Source organism: Pantoea sp. SGAir0215 (assembly GCF_043543215.1).
Window position 1 is genome coordinate 2051872 of the sequence record NZ_CP028031.1, and the last position, 21739, is coordinate 2073610.

The following is a 21739-nucleotide window of genomic DNA, read 5'->3' on the forward strand; positions in this document are numbered from 1 at the left end:
CCACGACATGCATTACGCATGGCAAGCTTAACGCATCAGGCTTAGACTTTGACGGGTAAACTATTCATTGCGAGACGAAATATGACGCAGCAGCCAAAAATAAAATATCGCCACGATTACCGGGCTCCCGATTATACCATCACCGATATTGATTTAACCTTTGAACTGGATGAGTCGACCACGCGCGTCACGGCCATCAGTCAGGTTAAACGCCAGGGTGATAACGGGGCTGAATTGCGTCTGGACGGTGAAGATCTGACCCTGATCTCGCTGGAAGTTAATGGCCAGGCCTGGACGGCTTATAAAGAGGAAGAAGGCGCACTGGTACTCAGCCAGTTGCCAGACAGTTTCACGCTGAAAATCGTGAATGACATTCATCCTGACCGCAACAGCGCGCTTGAAGGATTGTACAAGTCAGGTGAGGCACTTTGTACGCAATGTGAAGCCGAAGGCTTCCGTCATATTACCTGGTATCTGGATCGGCCGGATGTGCTGGCGCGTTTCACGACCACCATCATTGCCGATGGCAACCGCTATCCTTTCCTGTTGTCGAACGGCAACCGTATCGACAGTGGTCATGACGAGCAGGGACGTCACTGGGTTAAATGGCAGGATCCGTTCCCGAAGCCCTGCTATCTGTTTGCGCTGGTGGCAGGTGATTTTGACGTGCTGCGCGACAGCTTTACCACGCGTTCGGGGCGTGATGTCGCACTGGAGATCTTTGTTGACAGAGGCAATCTGGACCGCGCCGACTGGGCAATGACCTCGCTGAAAAACAGCATGAAGTGGGATGAAGAGCGCTTTGGCCTGGAGTATGACCTCGACATCTTTATGATTGTCGCGGTGGACTTCTTTAATATGGGCGCGATGGAGAATAAAGGGCTTAACATCTTTAACTCCAAATATGTGCTGGCAAAAGCCGAAACCGCAACCGATAAAGATTACCTGGGGATTGAGGCCGTTATAGGCCATGAATATTTCCACAACTGGACCGGCAACCGCGTCACCTGTCGTGACTGGTTCCAGTTGAGCCTCAAGGAGGGGCTGACCGTCTTCCGCGATCAGGAGTTCAGTTCAGACCTGGGATCGCGCGCCGTTAATCGTATCGATAATGTCCGTATCATGCGCGGTGCGCAGTTTGCTGAGGATGCCAGTCCGATGGCGCACCCGATCCGGCCGGATCAGGTGATCGAAATGAATAATTTCTACACCTTAACCGTGTATGAAAAAGGATCGGAAGTGATCCGCATGATGCATACCTTGCTGGGAGAGGAGAACTTTCAGAAAGGGATGCAACTGTACTTCAAACGGCATGACGGCAGCGCCGCCACCTGCGATGATTTTGTTCAGGCGATGGAAGACGCGTCTGGCGTTGATCTGTCTCAGTTCCGCCGCTGGTACAGCCAGTCAGGTACACCAACCGTCACGGTACGCGACGACTACAATCCGGAACTGGAGCAGTACACGTTGCACGTTACGCAACACACGCCACCGACAGCCGATCAGAAAGAAAAGCTGCCGCTACACATCCCGCTGGATATCGAACTGTATGACGGCCAGGGCAAGGTGATTCCGTTGCAGCGCGATGGCCATCCTGTGCATCACGTCCTGAACGTGACGGAAGAGTTCCAGACGTTTACGTTTGATAACGTCTATTTCCAGCCGGTGCCGTCACTGCTGCGTGAATTCTCCGCACCTGTGAAACTTGATTATAAGTGGAGCGATGCCCAGCTCACCTTCCTGATGCGCCATGCCAGTAACGATTTTTCCCGCTGGGATGCGGCGCAAAGTCTGCTGGCAACCTATTTACGTCTCAATGTTGCGCGTCATCAGCAGGGGCAGCATTTGTCACTGCCGCTGCACGTTGCCGATGCTTTCCGCACCGTGCTGCTTGACGCAGACAGCGACCCGGCATTGACGGCGCTGATTTTGACGTTGCCGAGTGAGAACGAAATTGCCGAGCTGTTTGAGATTATCGATCCGCAGGCCATTGCGCTGGTGCGCGAAGCGTTGGTCCGTACGCTGGCGCGTGAACTGGCGGATGAATTCTTTGCCGTGTATAACGCCAATCAGCAGGCGGACTATCACGTTGATCATGCGGAAACAGGCAAACGGTCACTGAAAAACATCTGCCTGTACTATCTGGCGTTTGGTGACATGGATCTGGCCGATAAACTGGTTCAGGCACAGTATCAGCGCGCGAATAATATGACCGATTCCCTGGCGGCACTCTCGGCCGCCGTGGCGGCGCAGTTGCCGTGCCGTGACGCTTTACTGGCTGACTATGACGATCGCTGGCATCGCGATGGCCTGGTGATGGACAAATGGTTTATGTTGCAGGCCACCAGCCCGGCGCAGAATGCGTTACTTAACGTGCGCCGGTTGCTGTCGCACCGTTCGTTCAGCATGGGGAACCCCAACCGTATTCGTTCATTGATCGGTGCCTTCGCATCGGGGAACCCCTCGGCCTTCCATGCCGAAGATGGCAGCGGCTATCGCTTCCTGGTCGAGATGTTGACGGATTTAAATACCCGAAATCCGCAGGTTGCGTCGCGCATGATTGAGCCATTGATTCGTCTGAAACGTTACGATACTCGCCGTCAGGCGCTGATGCGCCAGGCGCTGGAGCAGCTACAGGGTCTGGAGAAACTGTCGGGCGATCTGTACGAGAAAATTACCAAGGCGCTTAACGCCTGATAAAAAACGGCGGGCCATGGCCCGCCGTTTCATCAGCGCTGTTGCGCATAGCGCGGCGGTTTATCTGCCGCACTGCGACGCATCACCCGATCCAGCACCTCCGCTTCCAGCTCGGCCAGACGGGCGGAACCCCGCCGCCGGGGACGCGGCAAATCAACCTGCAAATCCAGCCCAATCCGACCTTCCTCAATCAGCAGAACCCGATCCGCCATTGCAACCGCTTCACTGACATCATGGGTGACCAACAGCACCGTAAAATTGTGTTGCTGCCACAGTGATTCAATCAGCTCCTGCATCTCAATTCGGGTTAACGCATCGAGCGCGCCGAGTGGCTCATCCAGAAGGAGCAGACCGGGGCGATGAATCAGGGCGCGAGCCAGTGCCACGCGCTGTTTCTGACCGCCAGACAGGGCGGCAGGCCAGTCACTGGCGCGATCGGCCAGCCCAACGGCCGCCAGCGCCTCGTGTGCGGCTTCCCGCCAGGCATTGCCCCGCAGACCAAGTGCCACGTTATCAATCACTTTTTTCCAGGGCAGCAGTCGCGCATCCTGGAACATCAGACGGGTTTCGTCGCGCGCCGTGTGCAATGGCGCAGTGCCGGCCAGTAGCTGACCCTCAGTGCTGTTTTCCAGCCCGGCCAGCAAACGCAGCAGGGTACTTTTGCCGCAGCCGCTGCGGCCCACGACGGCCACAAATTGTCCAGACGGTATGTGCAGGTCAATGTTATTAAGAATCGTACGCTCGCCATATTTTTTGCTGACGCCCTTTACACCAACCGGCGTACCGGCCGTCAGACGCGCCGGGATAGCGGAGTTAATCATGCTGCTTCCTCCTTATGTTGATAAGCCGGATGCCAGCGTAACCAGACACGTTCCAGCAGTAGCGCACTGACATCGGCCAGTTTCCCCAGCAGGGCATAAAGAATAATGGCGACCATCACCACATCGGTTTGTAGAAATTCACGGGCATTCATGGCCAGGTAGCCAATCCCGGCGTTAGCGGAAATGGTTTCAGCCACAATCAGCGTGAGCCACATTAATCCCAGACCAAAACGCACGCCGACCATGATGCTCGGTAACGCACCCGGCAATATCACCTGCACAAACAGGCTCCAGCCCGATAAGCCATAGCTGCGTGCCATTTCAACCAGCCCCCGATCCACGTTGCGAATGCCGTGATACGTATTCAGATAAATCGGGAACAGTGTGCCCAGCGCCACCAGAAAAATTTTGGCGGTTTCATCGATACCAAACCACAGGATGACCAGCGGGATAAGCGCCAGATGAGGCACGTTACGTAACATTTGTACCGAGGTATCCAGCAGGCGCTCGCCCAGACGTGAGGTGCCGGTAATCAATCCCAGCACTAACCCGATCGAACCGCCGATGCTAAAGCCCAGCAGCGCGCGCCAGCTGCTGATAGCCAGATTCCGCCACAGCTCGCCGCTGGCGGCCAGTTGCCAGAAGGTGGTGACGATCTTCTCCGGTGCCGGCAGGATACGGCTGGAGAGCCAGCCGGTCTGCGACGCAATCTGCCAGACCACGACCAGTAACACCGGTAACAGCCAGGGCACAAGCGCCGCTGAGAAGGATTGACGTAATCGGATCATGGCGATCTCCTCAGGCCCGTGCGGCTTTTTTCTCGGGGGTAAAATCGTTCGCAACTGCTTCACCGTGCGCCTGAACGACCCGAGGTTGAGGCACTTCAGGTATCTTCAGATCCAGATGGGGAAACAGCAGCTCGCCCACGCGATAGGCTTCTTCCAGGTGCGGATAGCCGGAAAGAATAAAGGTTTCAATGCCCAGCGCTTCGTACTCTTTCATTCGCGCCGCTACGGTTGGGGCATCGCCCACCAGCGCGGTACCGGCACCGCTGCGAACCAGCCCAACGCCAGCCCAGAGATTGGGGCTAATCTCCAGTTTGTCACGGCGACCTCCGTGCAGGGCGGCCATGCGTTGCTGCCCAACGGAATCGGTACGCTGGAAAGCGCTTTGCGCTCTGGCAATAGTGGCGTCATCGACGTTAGCAATCAGTTTGTCGGCGGCCTGCCAGGCTTCTTCATTGGTTTCACGGACGATGACATGCAGGCGGATACCAAAACGAACCTGGCGGCCCTGAGCAGCGGCTTTAGCGCGTACCTGTTCAATTTTTTCTTTTACCAGTTCAGGCGGCTCGCCCCAGGTGAGGTACACATCAACCTGTTCAGCGGCCAGATCCTGAGCGGGCTCTGATGACCCGCCAAACCACAGCGGTGGACGAGGCTGCTGCACCGGCTTAAACATCAGGCGCGCCCCGCGCACATGCACATGCTTGCCCTCGTAGTCCACTGTTTCACCTTCCAGCACCCGGCGCCAGACGCGGGTGAACTCGGCCGATTCGGCATAGCGTTCACGATGGTCGAGGAAAACGCCATCACCTGCCAGCTCTTCGGGATCGCCGCCCGTTACCAGATTAAACAGTGCACGTCCGTTAGACAGACGATCGAGCGTCGCGGCCTGGCGGGCGGCCTGAGTCGGTGAAATCACGCCAGGGCGCAGGGCAACCAGAAAACGCAGGCGCTGAGTGACCGGAATTAATGAGGCGGCCACCAGCCAGGCATCTTCACACGAGCGGCCGGTCGGGATTAGCACGCCACCAAAACCCAGGCGATCGGCTGCCTGCGCGACCTGCTGCAGATACGCATGATCGACCGGGCGCGCACCTTCGGCCGTGCCAAGGTAGTGACCGTCACCATGGGTGGGCAGGAACCAGAATACGGAAACACTCATTTTTCTCTCCTTATTGCGTCACGCTACGGGGATGCCAGATGCGATCGGCAATTGATACTTTCACGGGAATCAGGTGATTGGCATAAAACAGATCGGCGGTTTTCTGTTGTAACGCAACAGTGTGCGCGCTGACCGGACTGACCGGGCTAGGGGGACGATGATCCAGATTACTGGCAATGACCGCCTCAGGCAGGCCAATGGAGGTGGCAAGCAGATGAATGCTCTGGTCACGTTCGCTGCGCGTCAGCGCTTCCGCATCGCTAAAGGTTTTGAGCGTTGCTAAGACAAAGTCATTATGGTTCTGGGCGAATGCGCGCGTCGCAAGGTAGAACGGACCGGTCTGATTGAGTGTGGTACCGTCTTTTAAAACGCGAACGTGCCCCTGAAGCAGCACTGCGGAATAATAGGGATCCCATATCGCCCAGGCATCAACGTTACCCTGCTGAAAGGCCGCGCGGGCATCGGCAGGCGTAAGATAAACCGGCTGTATATCTTTGATTGACAGGCCGGCCTCCTCCAGTGCGCGCAGTAACAGATTGTGCGAGCTGGAGCCTTTCTGAAAGGCCACTTTTTTGCCCTTCAGGTCGGCCACCGATTTCAGCGGGCTGTCCTGGCTGACCAGAATCACCTCGGCTTTGGGCTTAGGCGGCTCCGAGCCGATATAGAGTAAATCTGCCCCCGCCGCCTGGGCAAAAATGGGTGGAATATCGCCGGTACTGGCAATATCAATACTGTTAACGTTCAGGGCTTCCAGCATTTGCGGCCCGGCTGGAAATTCAACCCACTGTATTTTGGTCTGAGGGAAACGCGTTTCCAGTAACCGGTGAGCTTTTGCCAGCACCATACTGACCGATCCTTTCTGGTAGCCGATACGCACCTGTTCGGGGGCTGGCTCAGCAGCATAAACCTGAGTTCCCGTTATCAACATCCCTGCCAGTAACCACGCGCTTACTATCCGTTTCATGCTTAATCCTTATACTGCCCAGGCAACCGGTTGATGACGGCGTGACAACGCCAGTGAGAAAGAATCCACCGCCTCATCCAGGCGGGTGGCCAGAAGGGGATCCAGTTCTGGCTGACGATCGTAATGCGTGATCTGTTTATCTTCGGCATAAACCCCATGAAGCACTTCTTCCGCTTTCAGCGCGTTTAAAACGGGCTTGAGTGCGTAATCCAGCGCCAGCATGTGGCCTGCGCTGCCACCACTGGCAAGCGGCAGCACGACTTTGTGGGCCAGTGCGCGTTCGGGCAACAGGTCCAGTACCGTTTTCAGCGCACCCGAGAAAGACGCCTTGTAAACGGGCGTAGCAATCACCAGACCATCGGCGGCAGACAAGTCCTCACTCAGCGCCAGAATCGCCGGGGAATCAAAGCGGGCGTTAATAAGGTCTTCCGGCTGAAAGTTATGAATATTCCAGGGAATAACTTCCACGCCGCGCGCTTCCAGTTTGTGCTGGCACAGCGCCAGTAACGAGGTGGACCGTGAAGGAAACCGTGGACTGCCTGCCAGGGTAAGCACTCGCATTCACTACTCCTTATAACTGAAAGTTATTGATTATCTGTTGTTGAGAACTCAGGCTTTCATCCTGGCAGAGGCCACGGCAGGGCTTAAATGATTTTTCTGACAATCTAAAGGTGAAAAGCGCAAAAGGAAGATAAGGCGTGGCATCTGGAATCCAGGAGAAAACCGCTACGACAAATCTTAAAAACGGCCTGGTAAGTAACGGGATACATTAATCCGGATGAATGAATTCTCTGTCGCAGATGGATTTCGTACATTTGGTTACTTGAATATCGCAATATTGAAATAAATCCATGAAAGAAAAGAGTGGTCTTTTCTGACTGTGAGTTATCAAAATGGAAAAAGCGAAAAAGATTCGATGTTTCAATGGGGTTTTGTGATGCCGTAAGCCTGAGTTTAAGACGGGTTCCACAAAAGTATCAGATAAACAGGGCCAGCATTTATAAAAATTTTAATGGAATTTCACAACTGGTTACAGGCGACAGGGCGAAAGTGAAAAGGGGACTGATGTATTTATTAAATGATTTCTCAACAAAGTGACGAAAGGTAAGTGATTAAACTTTAGTTTTTCTTACGATGGTTTTTGCCTGTGCTGCCTCCGCACGATATTGAGGCAGGCATTTTGCGGCATCAGGCATTAAAATAACGCTGCTCAATGTAAGCGCCTGTTATTTTAAATATAACTATTCGCCCTTAGTCAGTGCCTGTCTCAGGCTGGTGGATTTTATTTTTCATTTTCTAACAGCAGAGAAATCATGTATGTCTGACATCCTGTTATCGGTCATTATTCCAACGTACAACGTTGAGAAATATATTGTTGAATGCGTTGACTCCCTGGTAAGTCAAATTCGCGCGCCGAATGAAATTATCATTGTTAACGACAGTTCGACTGACGGGACAGTGGCGTTAATTGAACAGCATTATGCGCACCTGCCCCATGTCAAGGTGATCACGATTCCGAATGGAGGAGCAGGCAATGCGCGTGACAAAGGCGTAGAGGCCGCTAAAGGACAGTTTGTTTTTTTCTGCGATCCTGATGATGTGGTGGTGGACGGCCTTGTCAGCGAACTGGCTCAGGTCATTGAGCATTATCCGGATACGGATTTGTTTTGTTTTAATTCCAGTGCTTACCGTGAAGACAAACCGGAAATCACGTGGCCGAAAGTCAGGCACGGCCTGTTTGGCATTCAGCGCCCGCAGGATGTCCTGTTGGGATTGTTACAAAACGGTTCGTATACTTCCGCCGCCTGGAATTATGTCGTGAAAAAAAGCGTCATCCAGCAGCATCAGTTACGTTTTATCGATCGTGTTCATGAAGACCATAATTTTACGTTATCGGTGTTTATGAAATGCAATCAGGTCTGGGTAAGCCGTCAAACCTATTACAAACAGCGCATCCGTGGCGGCTCACTGACCAACAGTAGCAAAAACCCGACCTTTTTTATTCAACGCTACAATGCATTTATTACAACCTTCAACACATTGTGCCGTTCACTGCATAAAAGTGAATTGAAAAAGGATTTAGAAAAAGCCTACCTGTTTCATTCCTTCCGGTTGATGATTTATTTGTCGCTCTACAACCAGACACCCGTTCCTGACTATGTGCTTAATGCGATTCGTTATTTCGGGCGCAGAGTTAAAGCCAGCAGTCTGAAAGAGTGGCTGCTGTTCAACAGTCCTGAAACCTTCATTTTATTGCAAAGCCATAAAGTGAAAAAAGAACTCAAACGCGTTCCGTAATTCCGAAAAATGGCAAGTGATATTGTTTGCACCTGAGCGAAATGAGAAGGTGAGGCATGCAATGTGTATAAGGTTGTTGCGACATGGCAAAAGTGCTCGATAAAAGTTTAGTAGTCAATATCTTATCTTTGCTGGCGTACCGGGGAGCTTCTTTCCTGTTTCCGCTGGCAACCTTACCCTACCTGGCGCGCGTGCTGGGTGTCGATCATATGGGGATTCTGGCGTTGGCCATCGCCTGCGTACTTTACTGCAGTACGATTTCTGACTGGGGGTTCAATGTTTTTACGACTAAAGACATTGCCCACCACCGTGATGACAAGGCGCGCGTGACGCAACTCTTCTGGTCAACATTCAATGCCAAACTGATGCTGCTGCTGCTGACCAGCGGCACATTGCTCACGGCGACCTGGTTTAATCCGTCCTGGCATTCATTGTTTTTTATTATTCTGGCTAACTGCACCACATTAGTCGGTTCACTGTTTTCCTTTGGCTGGCTGATGCAGGGTTTTGAGAAGCTGGGTAAAACGGCGATGATCGCCACCTTTGGCAACTTTTGTGCCATCCCGCTGACGTTTTTACTGGTGAAAACACCGGACGATACCTGGCTGGCGGCGCTGATACCGGGCGCGGTATCCATTATTAACGCCATTATTACGCTGAAGTTTGTGCTGGAAATGAAGGTGATTGGCGCGTATCGCTTCGAACCGAAAGAGATCAAACAGCGCATTACCGACAGTGCAGATGTGTTTATCGCCATTGCCGGTGCTAACCTGTTTAACAGCGTAAACGTCGTGATTCTCGCCAGCTTTACCTCCCACTACATGGTGGGGATCTACAACGGTGCGGACAGGCTGCGCAAAGCCGCGAATTCTGTACCGGAGCAGATTGGCAGCGCGTTTTTCCCGCGCGTCAGCCATCTGTTTGGTCGCGATAAAGCGGCTGCGGTTGCTGCCACACGTAAAAGCCTGATGCTGTCTTTTGGCCTCAGTCTGTCTATTGTGATCTTTACCTGGCTGTTTGCCGATCAGGTGGTGTCATTGCTGTTAGGCAAAGACTTCCTGCCGTCAGCCGATGTTCTCCGCGTCTTTGTGCTGTGTTTCCTGTTCGGCAATATCGCCTATCCCGCCGGACTGCAGATTCTGATTCCGCACGGGCTGGCGCGTCAGCGCATGATGGTGATGATGGTCGCGGGCGTCGTCAACGTACCTGTTTGCTGTTTGCTGGCGTGGAAATTTGGCGCGATCGGCGCAGCATGGTCAATGGTGCTGGCGGAAGTGCTGGTCTGTATCGGTATTTTTGGCATTATGGTTCGCCACAATATCTGGCGTGACTATGCGTTTCCGGACAGGATGAATTCGCGCACGGCAAACGATTCCGTTGTGTAAGATCAAATCTGCGTCAAACAGTTTCCTCGCTTAACGCCCCACGATTTACTTTTGCGCCAGAGCACCTTACCATTCTGGCGCACAATTTCCTGTGCACTGATTTCCACCGTCGCTTCCGTCTTCCAGGAGAGTGCATGTTTTACTCAATCGTCCGACCGGCGTTATTCAGGCTCGATCCTGAGCGCGCGCACCATCTCACCTTTCAGCAGTTACGCTTTATGAGCGGCACGCCGCTGGAAGCCCTTATCCGCCAGCGTTTACCCTCGCGCCCCGTGACCTGTATGGGGCTGACGTTTGATAATGCGCTGGGCCTTGCGGCCGGGCTGGATAAAAATGCCGAGTGCATTGATGCGTTTGGCGCAATGGGATTTGGTTTTGTTGAAGTGGGAACGGTCACGCCACGGGCTCAGCCAGGTAACGATAAGCCGCGCATGTTTCGCTTAGTTGAAGCCGAAGGGATTATTAACCGCATGGGATTCAATAATCTCGGCGTGGATAATCTGGTGGAAAATGTCAAAAAATCCCGATTCAAGGGCGTGCTGGGAATCAATATTGGCAAAAATAAAGATACGCCAGTGGAGCAGGGCAAAGACGATTATCTGCTGTGCATGGAGAAAATTTATGCCCATGCCGGTTATATTGCCATCAATATTTCGTCACCGAATACGCCAGGTTTACGTTCTCTGCAATATGGTGAGGCGCTTGACGATCTGCTCAGTTCCATCAAAGCAAAACAAAAAGAACTGGAAAAGCGGCATCTCAAATATGTGCCTGTCGCTGTAAAGATCGCGCCGGATCTTTCTGAAGACGAGTTGATCCAGGTGGCTGACAGTTTAGTTCGCCACCAAATTGATGGCGTCATTGCCACAAATACTACGCTGGATCGTACCCTGGTGAATGGACTGAAATATAGCGAGGAAGCCGGGGGATTAAGTGGACGTCCGGTTCAGTCGCGCAGCACCGCCATCATTCAGCGTCTGTCACAAGAGCTGCAGGGGCGTTTGCCCATTATTGGCGTGGGCGGAATTGATTCGCTGACCGCGGCACGAGAAAAAATCGCTGCCGGCGCCACGCTCGTTCAAATTTATTCTGGTTTTATTTATAAAGGTCCGGGCTTAATTAAAGATATCGTGACCCACATCTAAGAGAATCGCTCTATTAATGCGCCGGGGGGTTTATTTCTCTCTCCGGCTCGTTTATATTTTGTCCTGTTGCACGATTTTTCAGCATTCATTATTCTTCGACAGATATTTTGCCTTTAGCACAGCGGTAAATACAGGGCACACGATGAAAATTAAACCCGATGACAACTGGCGTTGGTATTATGACGCCGAGCACGACCGGATGATGCTCGATCTGGCTGACGGTATGCTTTTTCGTTCCCGCTATGCACGCAAAATGCTGACACCGGATGCTTTCACGGAATCCGGATTTTGTGTTGATGACGCCGCGCTCTATTTCACCTTTGAAGAGAAGTGCCGCCAGAGCCCGTTAAGCAGTAATCAGCGCGCCGAACTGGTGTTAAATGCGCTGGTGGCCGCCCGCTTTCTAAAACCCCTGATGCCCAAAAGCTGGCATTTCTCCGCACATCGCCAGCCAATGCAACCTGCGGTCGGCGAGATAGTTGAGGTTACGCTGGCCGAGAATGGCGAGCAGGCACGTTTGCTGGTGGTTGAAAATGGCGATAACGCCGCGCTCTGCCTGCTGGCGCAGCCCGCGTTAACGCTGGCGGGCAAAGGAATGGTGTTAGGGGATGCGATTAAAGTGATGAACGACCGTCTTCAACCGCATCAGCAGGAAAAAACCACGCGTTATGCACGCGCGGTGTAACTTACTTCACATCAATATCCCCGGCAGGAATACAACTGCAACTCAATATTGTGCCATCCTCACGGATGGCACTCTGTTTTAAGGGCTTCACTTTTCCCGCCACCAGGGTGATTTTGCAACTGCCACACAAACCTGCCCGACACGAGTAGGGAATGCGGAACCCCTGGGCTTCGAGCTGCTCAAGCAAAATTTGCTGGTTATCGCCGCTGAATGTCTGGCCCTGATACGAAATCGTCACCGCATTGGGGGATTGCTGCTGCGGCTTGAGGGTTTCCACAACCTCTCCCGCACCATAGGCGCGTGGCGGCTGGCGTTTGACGACCTTGACGTCATCACCGACACGAATAATCCCGCTGTTTAGCGCAATAAGGTTCAGGCCAAAATCAATGTCACCACTGCCGTCCTGTGCGGTGCGAAAGCCCTGAAGTGTGGCGAGAGGTTGTCCGTCAGGATGTTTCTGGCCATTTTCAACGCTAACCGTAGTAAACACGCAACGACTGCAGGGCTTAGGGACGGCAAAATGTACCTGACCTACCGTAATCTCCGCCCAGTTGTCTTCATCCCAGGCAGGCGCACCGCTGACCACCAGGTTAGGACGAAATTGCTCAACGCGCACGCTGGCCGGACAGCGCTGCTGCAGATCCCGCAGAGAGGCATTATTCACTAACAGATAAGGATAGCCATCGGCAAACCCCAGCGGCACCTCGGTGAAGCGCTTCACGCGGCGTGACGGCTGTGGTCCAGTCCAGCGCAGTTGGACCGGTCTTGGGAAAAAGGCACTCAGCCACTGGTTGATCGCCTCGGGCGCGATACGGGCGGTAAAGGTGTTTCCCCATACCTCTGTTGGCGCTTCCGTTTGCGTAAAATCGGCGAAGCGAATCAGCGACTGACTGCCGTCGGGCGCCTGTAAAAATAATCCCTCAGGGGTGACGGCGGGCGTAAACTGCACCATTTCCGGGAACTGGCGCGCAGTAATAAAAGTGCCATCGGGTTCGGTCACCATAAAAATGCGATCGAAGGTCAATCCGCTGTTGGCAGCCCAGGCATGGGAAACCTGCAACCCCCGCATTGATTTAACAGGATGAATAAACAAGCGGGAAAGCGTAATCATGACAGTCTCCTGAAGCAGGCGCGCAAGACAAAAGAAGCTAACTTTATGACATAGGTCTGCGATTCGCTATAATGCGCAACAATTTTCTCAAGAGTAAAAAGTGACGATATGAATTCTCTGTTTGCCAGCACGGCGCGTGGGCTCGAAGAGCTGTTAAAAAATGAGCTGGACGCGCTGGGCGCGCAGGACCTGCAAGTGGTACAGGGAGGCGTTCACTTCAAAGCTGACGATCGCGTCATGTATCAAAGCCTGATGTGGAGCCGTCTGGCATCGCGCATTCTGCTTCCGCTGACGGAGGTGGGCGTGTACAGCGATCTCGATCTTTATCTTGGTGTGCAGGGCATTGACTGGCCTGCTACCTTTGGCAGCGATAAAACCTTTGTGGTGCATTTTAACGGGACTAACGAGGCGATCCGTAACAGTCAGTTTGGCGCGTTGCGTGTCAAAGACGCGATTGTTGACAGCTTTACCCGCCGCAATCTGCCACGACCGGATGTGGATCGTGGACAGGCGGATATCCGCATTAACGTCTGGCTCGACGACGATCGCGCCAGCATTGCACTGGACCTCAGCGGCAGCGCATTACATCAGCGTGGTTATCGCCAGCAAACCGGTCAGGCGCCGTTGAAAGAGAACCTGGCCGCAGCCATTGTGATGCGTTCAGGCTGGCAAACGACTACGCCGCTCATCGACCCGATGTGTGGTTCCGGTACGCTGCTGATTGAAGCGGCACTGATGGCCTGCGATCGTGCGCCAGGTTTACTCCGGAGCCAGTGGGGCTTTACGGCCTGGGCCGGCTTTAACGAAAGCCTGTGGCTGGACGTTAAACGCGATGCGCAGGCGCGGGCCCGTGCGGGCACGGCGGCCTGTCAGGCACGTTTTTATGGTTTCGATAATAATGGCCGGGTGCTGGAATGGGCGAAAGCCAACGCCCGCCGCGCAGGCGTTTTCGAGTTGTTCACCTTTGGGCAACAGGACCTGCTGAAGCTGAACAATCCGCTTGAGAACGGCGTAACGGGCACGGTACTGAGTAACCCACCGTACGGTGAGCGTCTGGAAAGCGAGCCTGCGCTTATTGCCCTGCACAGTCAGTTGGGGCGGCTGATGAAGCAGCATTTTGCGGGCTGGAACTTATCGCTGTTCAGCGCCTCACCCGAGCTGCTCAGTTGCCTGCAACTGCGCGCCGATCGACAGTTCAAGGCGAAAAACGGACCACTGGACTGCGTACAGAAGAATTATCAGTTATCTGCCGCCAGTGGTGAGCGCGCCAACCAGATTGCCGAAGATTACGCTAACCGCTTGCGTAAAAACCTGAAGAAGCTCGATAAATGGGCGCGCCAGGAAGGGATTGAGTGCTATCGCATTTATGATGCCGATCTGCCTGACTACAACGTGGCGGTGGATCGCTATGCGGACTGGGTAGTGGTACAGGAATATGCGCCACCGAAAACTATCGACGCAAATAAAGCCCGTCAGCGCCTGTTCGATGTTATCAGCGCGACGCTCAGCGTGCTGGAGCTGCCGTCCAGCCGCCTCATCCTGAAAACCCGCGAACGCCAAAAGGGCAAAGCGCAGTATCAGAAACTGAGCGAGAAGGGCGATTATTTCGAGGTGCAGGAATTCAATGCCCGCTTCCTGGTGAATCTGACCGATTACCTGGACACCGGGTTGTTCCTCGATCACCGTATCGCGCGCAAAATGCTGGGCCAGATGAGCCAGGGCAAAGATTTCCTGAATTTGTTTGCCTACACCGGCACCGCCAGCGTCCATGCGGGGCTGGGCGGCGCGCGTTCTACGACCACAGTGGATATGTCGCGCACCTATCTGGAATGGGCGGAACGGAACCTGCGGCTGAATGGCCTGACAGGCCGTCAGCATCGCTTATTGCATGCGGACTGCCTGAGCTGGCTGAATGAAACTGATGAAAATTTCGATCTGATCTTTATCGATCCGCCTACGTTTTCAAACTCTAAACGTATGGAAGAGAGTTTCGATGTGCAACGCGACCATATGATGCTGATGCGCAATCTGAAGCGTCTGCTGCGCAAAGGCGGCACCATCATGTTCTCGAATAACAAACGTGGTTTCAAAATGGATCTGGACGGCCTTAAGGCATTAGGCCTTCAGGCGCAGGACATCACACAGAAAACCCTGTCACAGGATTTTGCGCGTAATCGCCAAATTCACAACTGCTGGCTGATTACACATGCCGGTAAGGAATAAGCTACATGTCATTAATTAGTATCCACGGCGCTTATCTCTCCTTCAGCGATGCGCCGCTGTTAGATAACACCGAGCTGCACATCGAAGAGAATGAGCGCGTGTGTCTGGTTGGTCGTAACGGTGCGGGTAAATCCACATTGATGAAAATCATCAACGGCGAGCAACCGCTGGATGATGGTCGCATCATTTATGAGACCGATCTGGTCGTCGCACGTCTGCAACAGGATCCGCCGCGAAATATTACCGGCTCGGTTTACGACTTTGTGGCAGAAGGCGTGCAGGAACAGGCGGAGCATCTGAAAGCCTACCACGCGATTTCCCATCAGGTCATGGAGGATCCGAGCGACAGGAACCTCAATGAGATGGCACGCTTGCAGGGCATTCTGGATCACCACAATCTGTGGCAACTGGAAAGTCGCATCAATGACGTGTTGCAGCAGATTGGCCTGTCGCCGGATACGGAGCTGTCGTCGTTATCGGGCGGCTGGTTACGTAAAGCCGCGCTCGGACGCGCGCTGGTCAGTAATCCACGCGTACTGATGCTGGATGAGCCAACGAACCACCTGGATATTGAAACGATTGACTGGCTGGAAACCTTCCTGAAAAGTTTCAGCGGCAGCATCGTGTTTATCTCTCATGACCGTTCGTTTATTCGCAATATGGCCACCCGTATCGTGGATCTGGATCGTGGCAAACTGGTTTCGTGGCCGGGTAACTACGACGCCTATCTGGAAGGCAAAGAAGAAGCCTTGCGCGTTGAAGAAATGCAAAACGCCGAGTTTGATCGCAAGCTGGCACAGGAAGAAGTGTGGATACGTCAGGGGATTAAGGCGCGCCGTACCCGTAATGAAGGCCGCGTCCGCGCGTTAAAAGCCCTGCGTCGCGAGCGCTCAGAGCGCCGTGAGGTGATGGGTAAAGCCAATATGCAGGTCGGCGAAGCGTCCCGTTCCGGCAAAATTGTCTTTGAGCTGGAGAATGTCGATTACGCGGTAGACGGCAAGCAACTGGTCAATGATTTCTCGGCGCAGGTTCAGCGCGGCGACAAGATTGCCCTGATTGGCCCAAATGGCTGTGGCAAAACCACCTTACTGCGCCTGATGCTGCAACAGCTTAAGGCCGACCATGGCCGCGTGCATTCAGGCACCAAGCTTGAAGTGGCCTATTTCGATCAGCATCGTGCAGAACTCGATCCCGACAAAACGGTGATGGATAACCTCGCCGAAGGGAAGCAGGAAGTGCTGGTGAACGGTAAGCCCCGCCATGTGCTGGGTTATCTGCAGGACTTCCTGTTCCATCCCAAGCGGGCGATGACACCTGTCAGAGCGCTGTCCGGTGGAGAACGTAACCGCCTGCTGCTGGCGCGTTTGTTTCTGCGCCCAAGTAACCTGATGATCCTCGATGAACCGACCAACGACCTTGATGTGGAAACACTGGAACTGTTGGAAGAGCTTATCGACGGCTATCAGGGCACCGTGCTGCTGGTCAGCCACGATCGCCAGTTTGTGGATAACACCGTGACGGAGTGCTGGATCTTTGAAGGCAATGGTGAGATTGGCACCTTCGTCGGGGGTTATCACGATGCCCAACAGCAGCGTGCGGCCTATAAGCAGCAAAAAACGCAGGTGACCGCGAAAGCGAAAGAGGCAAATCGTGCCGCTCAGTCTGCTGAACCGAAAAATGAATCTGCCAAACGCAGCGCGAACAAACTAAGCTATAACCTGACGCGTGAGCTGGAGCAGTTACCGCAAAAACTGGAACAGTTAGAGGCGCGTATCGGCGAACTGCAGGCAAGCATGAGCCACCCGGATTTCTTCAGCCAGCCGCACGATAAAACGCAGCCGGTGCTGGATGAACTGGCTCAGGTGGAAGCGCAGTTGGAAACCGCGTTTGCGCGTTGGGAAGAACTGGAATCAATGAAAAACGGCGGCTAGCGATAAGGGTCAGGGAATGTGTTCTGCAGACAAAACCAGTGCGTGGATGCTTTGTCCACAATGCGACCTGATGGTCAAACTGCCGGATATCCCTGTTGGCAGCCGCGCGTCATGCCCGCGCTGCCACACGTCCCTGACAGTCAACTGGTCAGAGCCACGCAAACGTCCCACCGGCTATGCGCTGGCGGCACTGTTTATGTTAGTCCTGGCCAATCTGTTCCCGTTTATCACTATGAAAGTGGCCGGGCTCTCCAGCCAGATTAGCCTGATGCAAATTCCTGGTGTCATGGTGGCCGATGACTATGCCAGCCTGGCCACCCTGTTTCTGCTGTTTGTTCAGGCGATTCCGGCGTTTTGCATGGTCACGCTGGTCCTGCTGGTGAACCAGGTCAAGATGCCTCTTAGCCTGAAACTGGGGCTGGCGCGTATTCTGTTTCATATGCGGAGCTGGGGCATGGCCGAAATTTTTATGGCCGGTGTGCTGGTAAGTTTTGTGAAGCTCATGGCCTATGGCGAAATCAGCCTTGAAACCAGTTTCTGGCCCTGGTGTCTGTTTTGTCTTTTACAACTGCGGGCGTTTCAGTGCCTGGACCGTCGCTGGCTCTGGCTGCAAATTGAGCCACCGCCGCCTTTGCCGCATGCGCCACAGCCCGGCATTAGCGGACTCAGGCAGGGGCTGCGCTCCTGTCCTTGCTGTACGGCGATCTTGCCCGTGGCGCAGCAGGAATGCCCCCGTTGTGGCGTAGTTGCCCATGCCCGACGTAAGCACAGCCTGCAGTGGACCATGGCACTGCTGATCACCTCCGTTATGCTCTACGTGCCGGCCAATCTGCTGCCCATCATGATTACGGAAACCCTGGGCTCCGCGATGCCGTCCAACATCATGGCTGGCGTCATTTTGCTGTGGGGCGATGGCTCTTATCCGGTCGCGCTGGTGATTTTCATCGCCAGTATTATGGTGCCGTCTCTGAAAATGCTGGCGATTGGCTGGCTGTGCTGGGATGCCAGTGGGCGAGGGCAGCGCGACAGCCACAAAATGCACCGGATTTATGAAGTCGTTGAGTTTGTGGGGCGCTGGTCAATGATTGACGTCTTTGTGATTGCCGTGCTCTCTGCGCTGGTGCGCATGGGGCAATTAATGAAAATTTATCCGGCATGGGGAGCGGTGTTGTTTGCGTTGGTGGTGATTCTGACCATGATTGCGGCAATGACGTTTGACCCGCGCTTAACCTGGGATCGTGCTGGTGAGAAAAACATAAAGGAGCCGCATCTTGACGGAAAATAATCACGGTTATGCCAAAGTGGACCAGATTAAGCGCTGGTCACCGGTATGGATCGTCCCTATTGTCACGTTATTAATAGGCGGCTGGATTCTGTTTTATCACTTCAGCCATCAGGGGCCCGAAGTGACCCTGATCACCGAGAGTGCAGAAGGGATCGAAGCGGGCAAAACCACGATTAAAAGTCGCAGCGTGAACGTTGGCGTGGTGGAAAGTGCGGTGCTGACAGACGATCTTCATCATGTGGAAATTAAAGCCCGACTGAATGCCGGTATGGAAAAACTGTTGCACAGCGACAGCGTCTTCTGGGTAGTTAAACCGCAGGTGGGCCGTGAAGGGATCACCGGTCTGGGCACGTTACTTTCCGGGGCCTATATTGAGCTGCAGCCCGGCACCAAAAAAGCGCCTCTGGAGCAGTACACCCTGATGGATTCACCGCCGCTTGCCCCGCCGGATGCCAAAGGTATCCGGATTACGCTCGACAGTAATAAAGCAGGCCAACTGAATCCGGGCGATCCGGTTCTGTTCCGCGGTTTCCGTGTCGGCACCGTTGAAACCAGCACGTTCGACACGGATAAACGCCTGATGACCTATCAGCTGTTTATCGCCGCGCCTTACGATCGCCTGGTAACGACCAATGTGCGCTTCTGGAAAGACAGCGGCATCGCGGTCGATATGTCGGCCTCAGGGATGCGCGTCGAAATGGGATCGCTGACCACGCTGTTTAGCGGCGGAGTGAGTTTTGACGTCCCGGACGGGTGGGATTTAGGCAAAGCGGCGCAGAATCAGGCTGAATATCATTTGTTCGACGATCAACGCAGTATTCAGGATTCGCTGTACACCAATCATATCGACTATCTGATGTTCTTCTCGGATTCGATTCGTGGCTTGCAGGTGGGCGCGCCGGTTGAATTCCGCGGCATTCGTCTGGGTACCGTTGCGGAAGTGCCGTTCATGAATGCGGGCACCGCTCAGGCGTTAAATAATGATTATCGCGTGCCGGTGTTGATTCGTATTGAACCCGATCGCTTTATTAACCGTTTAGGGCAAAACTTCGATCTTGAGCAGCATTTGCAGGATGGTAAGAAACGTGGCCTGCGCGCAACGTTGAAAACGGGCAATTTGCTATCCGGTGCGCTGTATGTGGATATCGACTTCTATAATAACGCACCGCCGTATACCGGTCCGGATAAAGTCGCGGGATACGAAGTGATTCCAACAGTAAGCGGCGGCCTCAGTCAGATCCAGCAAAAACTGATGGCGGCGCTGGATAAGATTAACAGTTTACCGCTGAACAACATGGTGACGGAAGCCACGGGCACACTGAAAGAGAGCCAGAAGACGCTCAGGGATCTGCAGCGTACTATTGATAACATCAATGTGGTGACCAGCAGTCCGGCGATGAAAACCTTGCCAGAAGAAACGCAGCAGACGCTTCGTGAGCTGAACCGAAGCATGAAAGGGTTACAGCCAGGCTCCCCGGCTTACAGCAAGCTGGTGGGCGATATGCAACGGCTTGATCAGGTGCTGCGTGAACTTCAGCCCGTGTTAAAAACGTTAAATGCGAAAAGTAATGCGTTAGTGTTTGAGGCCAAACCGGGACAGGATCCCCAGCCAAAGAGGGCGAAACAATGAAAAAAGGATTAATGCTTTTTGCCGCTCTCGCACTGAGTGCCTGTAGCAGTACGGTCAATACCACCTATTATCAGCTGCCCTCGGGGGCAGCCTCAATGCAGGTGATAAGCAGCGAGGCGAATGCGCAGCCGACATTATGGGTGCAGCAAATTACGGTCCCCGACTATCTGGCGGGCAATGGGCTGGTCTATCAGACCAGCGACGTAAAATATGTCATTGCCGCTAATAATCTGTGGGCCAGCCCGCTCGATCAGCAATTGCAACAAACGTTGATCACTAATCTGACGAAAGCGTTACCCGGCCGTCTGGTTACCCAGACGCTTATCGGTCAGGAGCACGATACGCTGAGCGTAACGGTGAATGATTTCCAGGGCCGTTATGATGGCAAGGCGGTTATCAGCGGTCAGTGGACACTGGAACATCAGGGGCGCTTCACAAAGCAGGCTTTTAATCTGGTGCTACCGCAGCGGGAAGATGGCTATGATTCGCTGGTTAAAACGCTGGCACAGGGCTGGCAGCAAATCGCACAGCAGATTGCACGCGGTGCAACCACGGCAGAGTCAACCGCAACAGGGCTTTAGTTAACGTGTTGTTTCAGCACATATAATTTTTCTGACGTTTTCCAGGCTTTCTTTATAAATCATACGGATATCGTCACAGTTTCATAGGTTGAAACAGAAAGTATATGTCTGGAGCAGGTCATATTTGTGACACTGGCGTGAATATTGCGCATTGATCTTTTCATACAGAGCGAGTAAAACAAAAGGGTGGCTGAACATTAATTCACCACCTTTTTCTTTCCACCAGATTCCACAGACCTTACATGAGGGACACGGAGTATGAAGAGACAGAAACGAGACCGCCTTGAGCGCGCCCATTCACGTGGTTATCAAGCTGGCATTACAGGACGCTCTAAAGAGATGTGTCCGTATCAAATGATAGACGCTAAGTCTCACTGGTTGGGAGGTTGGCGACAAGCCATGGAGGACAGGTCGGCTGCGGCTTAGCCGGATGTCACTGAAAAGGGATATAACCTCCGCACTGTGCGGAGGTTTTCGTTTCTGTGGAATGAAACGTCAGAATGCAGCAGTATCTTTGAACAGGCCAACTTTCAGATCGCTGGCTGTATAGATCAAATTCCCGTCAACAAACACTTCACCATCTGCCACGCCCATAACCAGTTTACGGTTAATCACGCGTTTAAAGTGAATGCGGTAGGTGACTTTTTTCGCGTCTGGCAGAACCTGACCGGTGAATTTAACTTCACCCACGCCCAGCGCGCGGCCTTTTCCTTCGCCACCCAGCCAGCCGAGATAGAAGCCAACCAGTTGCCACATCGCATCCAGGCCCAGACAGCCAGGCATCACCGGATCACCAATGAAATGGCAGCCAAAGAACCACAGATCTGGATTGATATCCAGTTCAGCTTCCACGAAGCCTTTATCATATTTCCCGCCGTCCTCGGTCATTTTGACCACGCGGTCCATCATCAGCATATTGCCGGAAGGGAGTGGCGGACCATTTTCGCCGAACAGTTCACCGCGACCAGACAGGATCAGGTCTTCTTTGGTATAGGATTCGCGTTTATCTACCATGTTCTTATTAAGCCTTCTTTTA

The 21739-nt window shown here is 53.5% G+C and carries 18 protein-coding genes; 11 read left to right on the forward strand and 7 right to left on the reverse strand.

From position 1 onward, the window contains the following. Positions 1-81: 81 nt before the first annotated feature. On the forward strand, positions 82-2697 hold the full coding sequence (pepN, locus tag C1N64_RS09645) for an aminopeptidase N (protein ID WP_039341279.1): 2616 nt from the start codon (positions 82-84) through the stop codon (positions 2695-2697). A gap of 32 nt (positions 2698-2729) precedes the next feature. On the opposite strand, the gene ssuB is transcribed toward pepN, so the two are convergent. From ssuB to ssuE, 5 genes are read right to left on the reverse strand one after another with little or no spacing between them, the layout of a single operon-like run. Then, positions 2730-3518, reverse strand: coding sequence for an aliphatic sulfonates ABC transporter ATP-binding protein (gene ssuB / locus C1N64_RS09650; protein ID WP_033737625.1), 789 nt, complete (start codon positions 3516-3518; stop codon positions 2730-2732). Further along, positions 3515-4306 (reverse strand): aliphatic sulfonate ABC transporter permease SsuC, encoded by a 792-nt coding sequence (ssuC, locus tag C1N64_RS09655; protein WP_033737624.1) that lies wholly within the window; start codon positions 4304-4306, stop codon positions 3515-3517. The genes ssuB and ssuC overlap by 4 nt, the downstream gene beginning before the upstream one ends. 10 nt (positions 4307-4316) lie before the next feature. Further along, positions 4317-5465 (reverse strand): FMNH2-dependent alkanesulfonate monooxygenase, encoded by a 1149-nt coding sequence (ssuD, locus tag C1N64_RS09660; protein ID WP_033737623.1) that lies wholly within the window; start codon positions 5463-5465, stop codon positions 4317-4319. A gap of 10 nt (positions 5466-5475) precedes the next feature. Further along, positions 5476-6429 (reverse strand): sulfonate ABC transporter substrate-binding protein, encoded by a 954-nt coding sequence (locus tag C1N64_RS09665; protein WP_006118649.1) that lies wholly within the window; start codon positions 6427-6429, stop codon positions 5476-5478. Positions 6430-6438: 9 nt separating this feature from the next. Further along, a complete protein-coding gene (gene ssuE / locus C1N64_RS09670) occupies positions 6439-6990 on the reverse strand; it encodes an NADPH-dependent FMN reductase (RefSeq protein ID WP_039341268.1) in 552 nt (183 codons plus the stop codon). A gap of 756 nt (positions 6991-7746) precedes the next feature. Between ssuE and C1N64_RS09675 the strand changes: the two genes are divergently transcribed. From C1N64_RS09675 to C1N64_RS09690, 4 genes are all read left to right on the forward strand, one after another. Continuing rightward, complete coding sequence (locus C1N64_RS09675; RefSeq protein ID WP_033737620.1) at positions 7747-8727, forward strand: glycosyltransferase family 2 protein; 981 nt, start codon at positions 7747-7749, stop codon at positions 8725-8727. An 83-nt stretch (positions 8728-8810) separates the two neighbouring features. Then, entirely contained in the window at positions 8811-10112 is a 1302-nt protein-coding gene (locus tag C1N64_RS09680; protein ID WP_039341264.1) for a flippase, read from the forward strand. Between the two features lie 134 nt (positions 10113-10246). Then, entirely contained in the window at positions 10247-11257 is a 1011-nt protein-coding gene (gene pyrD, locus C1N64_RS09685; protein ID WP_394515453.1) for a quinone-dependent dihydroorotate dehydrogenase, read from the forward strand. A 142-nt stretch (positions 11258-11399) separates the two neighbouring features. Then, positions 11400-11942 (forward strand): cell division protein ZapC, encoded by a 543-nt coding sequence (locus tag C1N64_RS09690; protein ID WP_054687938.1) that lies wholly within the window; start codon positions 11400-11402, stop codon positions 11940-11942. Position 11943: 1 nt separating this feature from the next. Here the strand turns inward: C1N64_RS09690 and C1N64_RS09695 are convergent, their stop codons facing one another. Next, the gene (locus tag C1N64_RS09695) at positions 11944-13053 is read right to left on the reverse strand and encodes a YcbX family protein (RefSeq protein ID WP_033737617.1); all 1110 of its coding nucleotides are present in this window, start codon (positions 13051-13053) and stop codon (positions 11944-11946) included. Positions 13054-13161: 108 nt separating this feature from the next. Here C1N64_RS09695 and rlmKL point away from each other — a divergent pair, with 108 nt between their 5' ends. The 6 genes from rlmKL (at position 13162) to rmf (ending at position 21129) form a co-directional block, all read left to right on the forward strand. Then, positions 13162-15276: a bifunctional 23S rRNA (guanine(2069)-N(7))-methyltransferase RlmK/23S rRNA (guanine(2445)-N(2))-methyltransferase RlmL gene (gene rlmKL / locus C1N64_RS09700; protein ID WP_394515454.1), complete on the forward strand. Its 2115-nt coding sequence runs from the start codon at positions 13162-13164 to the stop codon at positions 15274-15276. A gap of 5 nt (positions 15277-15281) precedes the next feature. After that, complete coding sequence (locus C1N64_RS09705) at positions 15282-17207, forward strand: ABC transporter ATP-binding protein (protein WP_033737615.1); 1926 nt, start codon at positions 15282-15284, stop codon at positions 17205-17207. A 16-nt stretch (positions 17208-17223) separates the two neighbouring features. Then, on the forward strand, positions 17224-18492 hold the full coding sequence (gene pqiA / locus C1N64_RS09710) for a membrane integrity-associated transporter subunit PqiA (RefSeq protein WP_262960016.1): 1269 nt from the start codon (positions 17224-17226) through the stop codon (positions 18490-18492). Next, positions 18479-20122 carry an intermembrane transport protein PqiB gene (gene pqiB, locus C1N64_RS09715; protein ID WP_033737613.1) on the forward strand — a complete coding sequence of 548 codons (1644 nt, stop codon included), beginning with the start codon at positions 18479-18481 and terminating at the stop codon, positions 20120-20122. Before pqiA ends, pqiB begins: the two co-directional genes overlap by 14 nt. After that, positions 20119-20703, forward strand: coding sequence for a membrane integrity-associated transporter subunit PqiC (gene pqiC, locus C1N64_RS09720; RefSeq protein WP_033737612.1), 585 nt, complete (start codon positions 20119-20121; stop codon positions 20701-20703). The genes pqiB and pqiC overlap by 4 nt, the downstream gene beginning before the upstream one ends. Positions 20704-20961: 258 nt before the next feature. Then, positions 20962-21129, forward strand: coding sequence for a ribosome modulation factor (gene rmf / locus C1N64_RS09725; protein WP_006118662.1), 168 nt, complete (start codon positions 20962-20964; stop codon positions 21127-21129). 69 nt (positions 21130-21198) lie between these two features. On the opposite strand, the gene fabA is transcribed toward rmf, so the two are convergent. Next, positions 21199-21717, reverse strand: coding sequence for a bifunctional 3-hydroxydecanoyl-ACP dehydratase/trans-2-decenoyl-ACP isomerase (gene fabA / locus C1N64_RS09730; protein ID WP_006118663.1), 519 nt, complete (start codon positions 21715-21717; stop codon positions 21199-21201). Between the last annotated feature and the right edge of the window lie 22 nt (positions 21718-21739).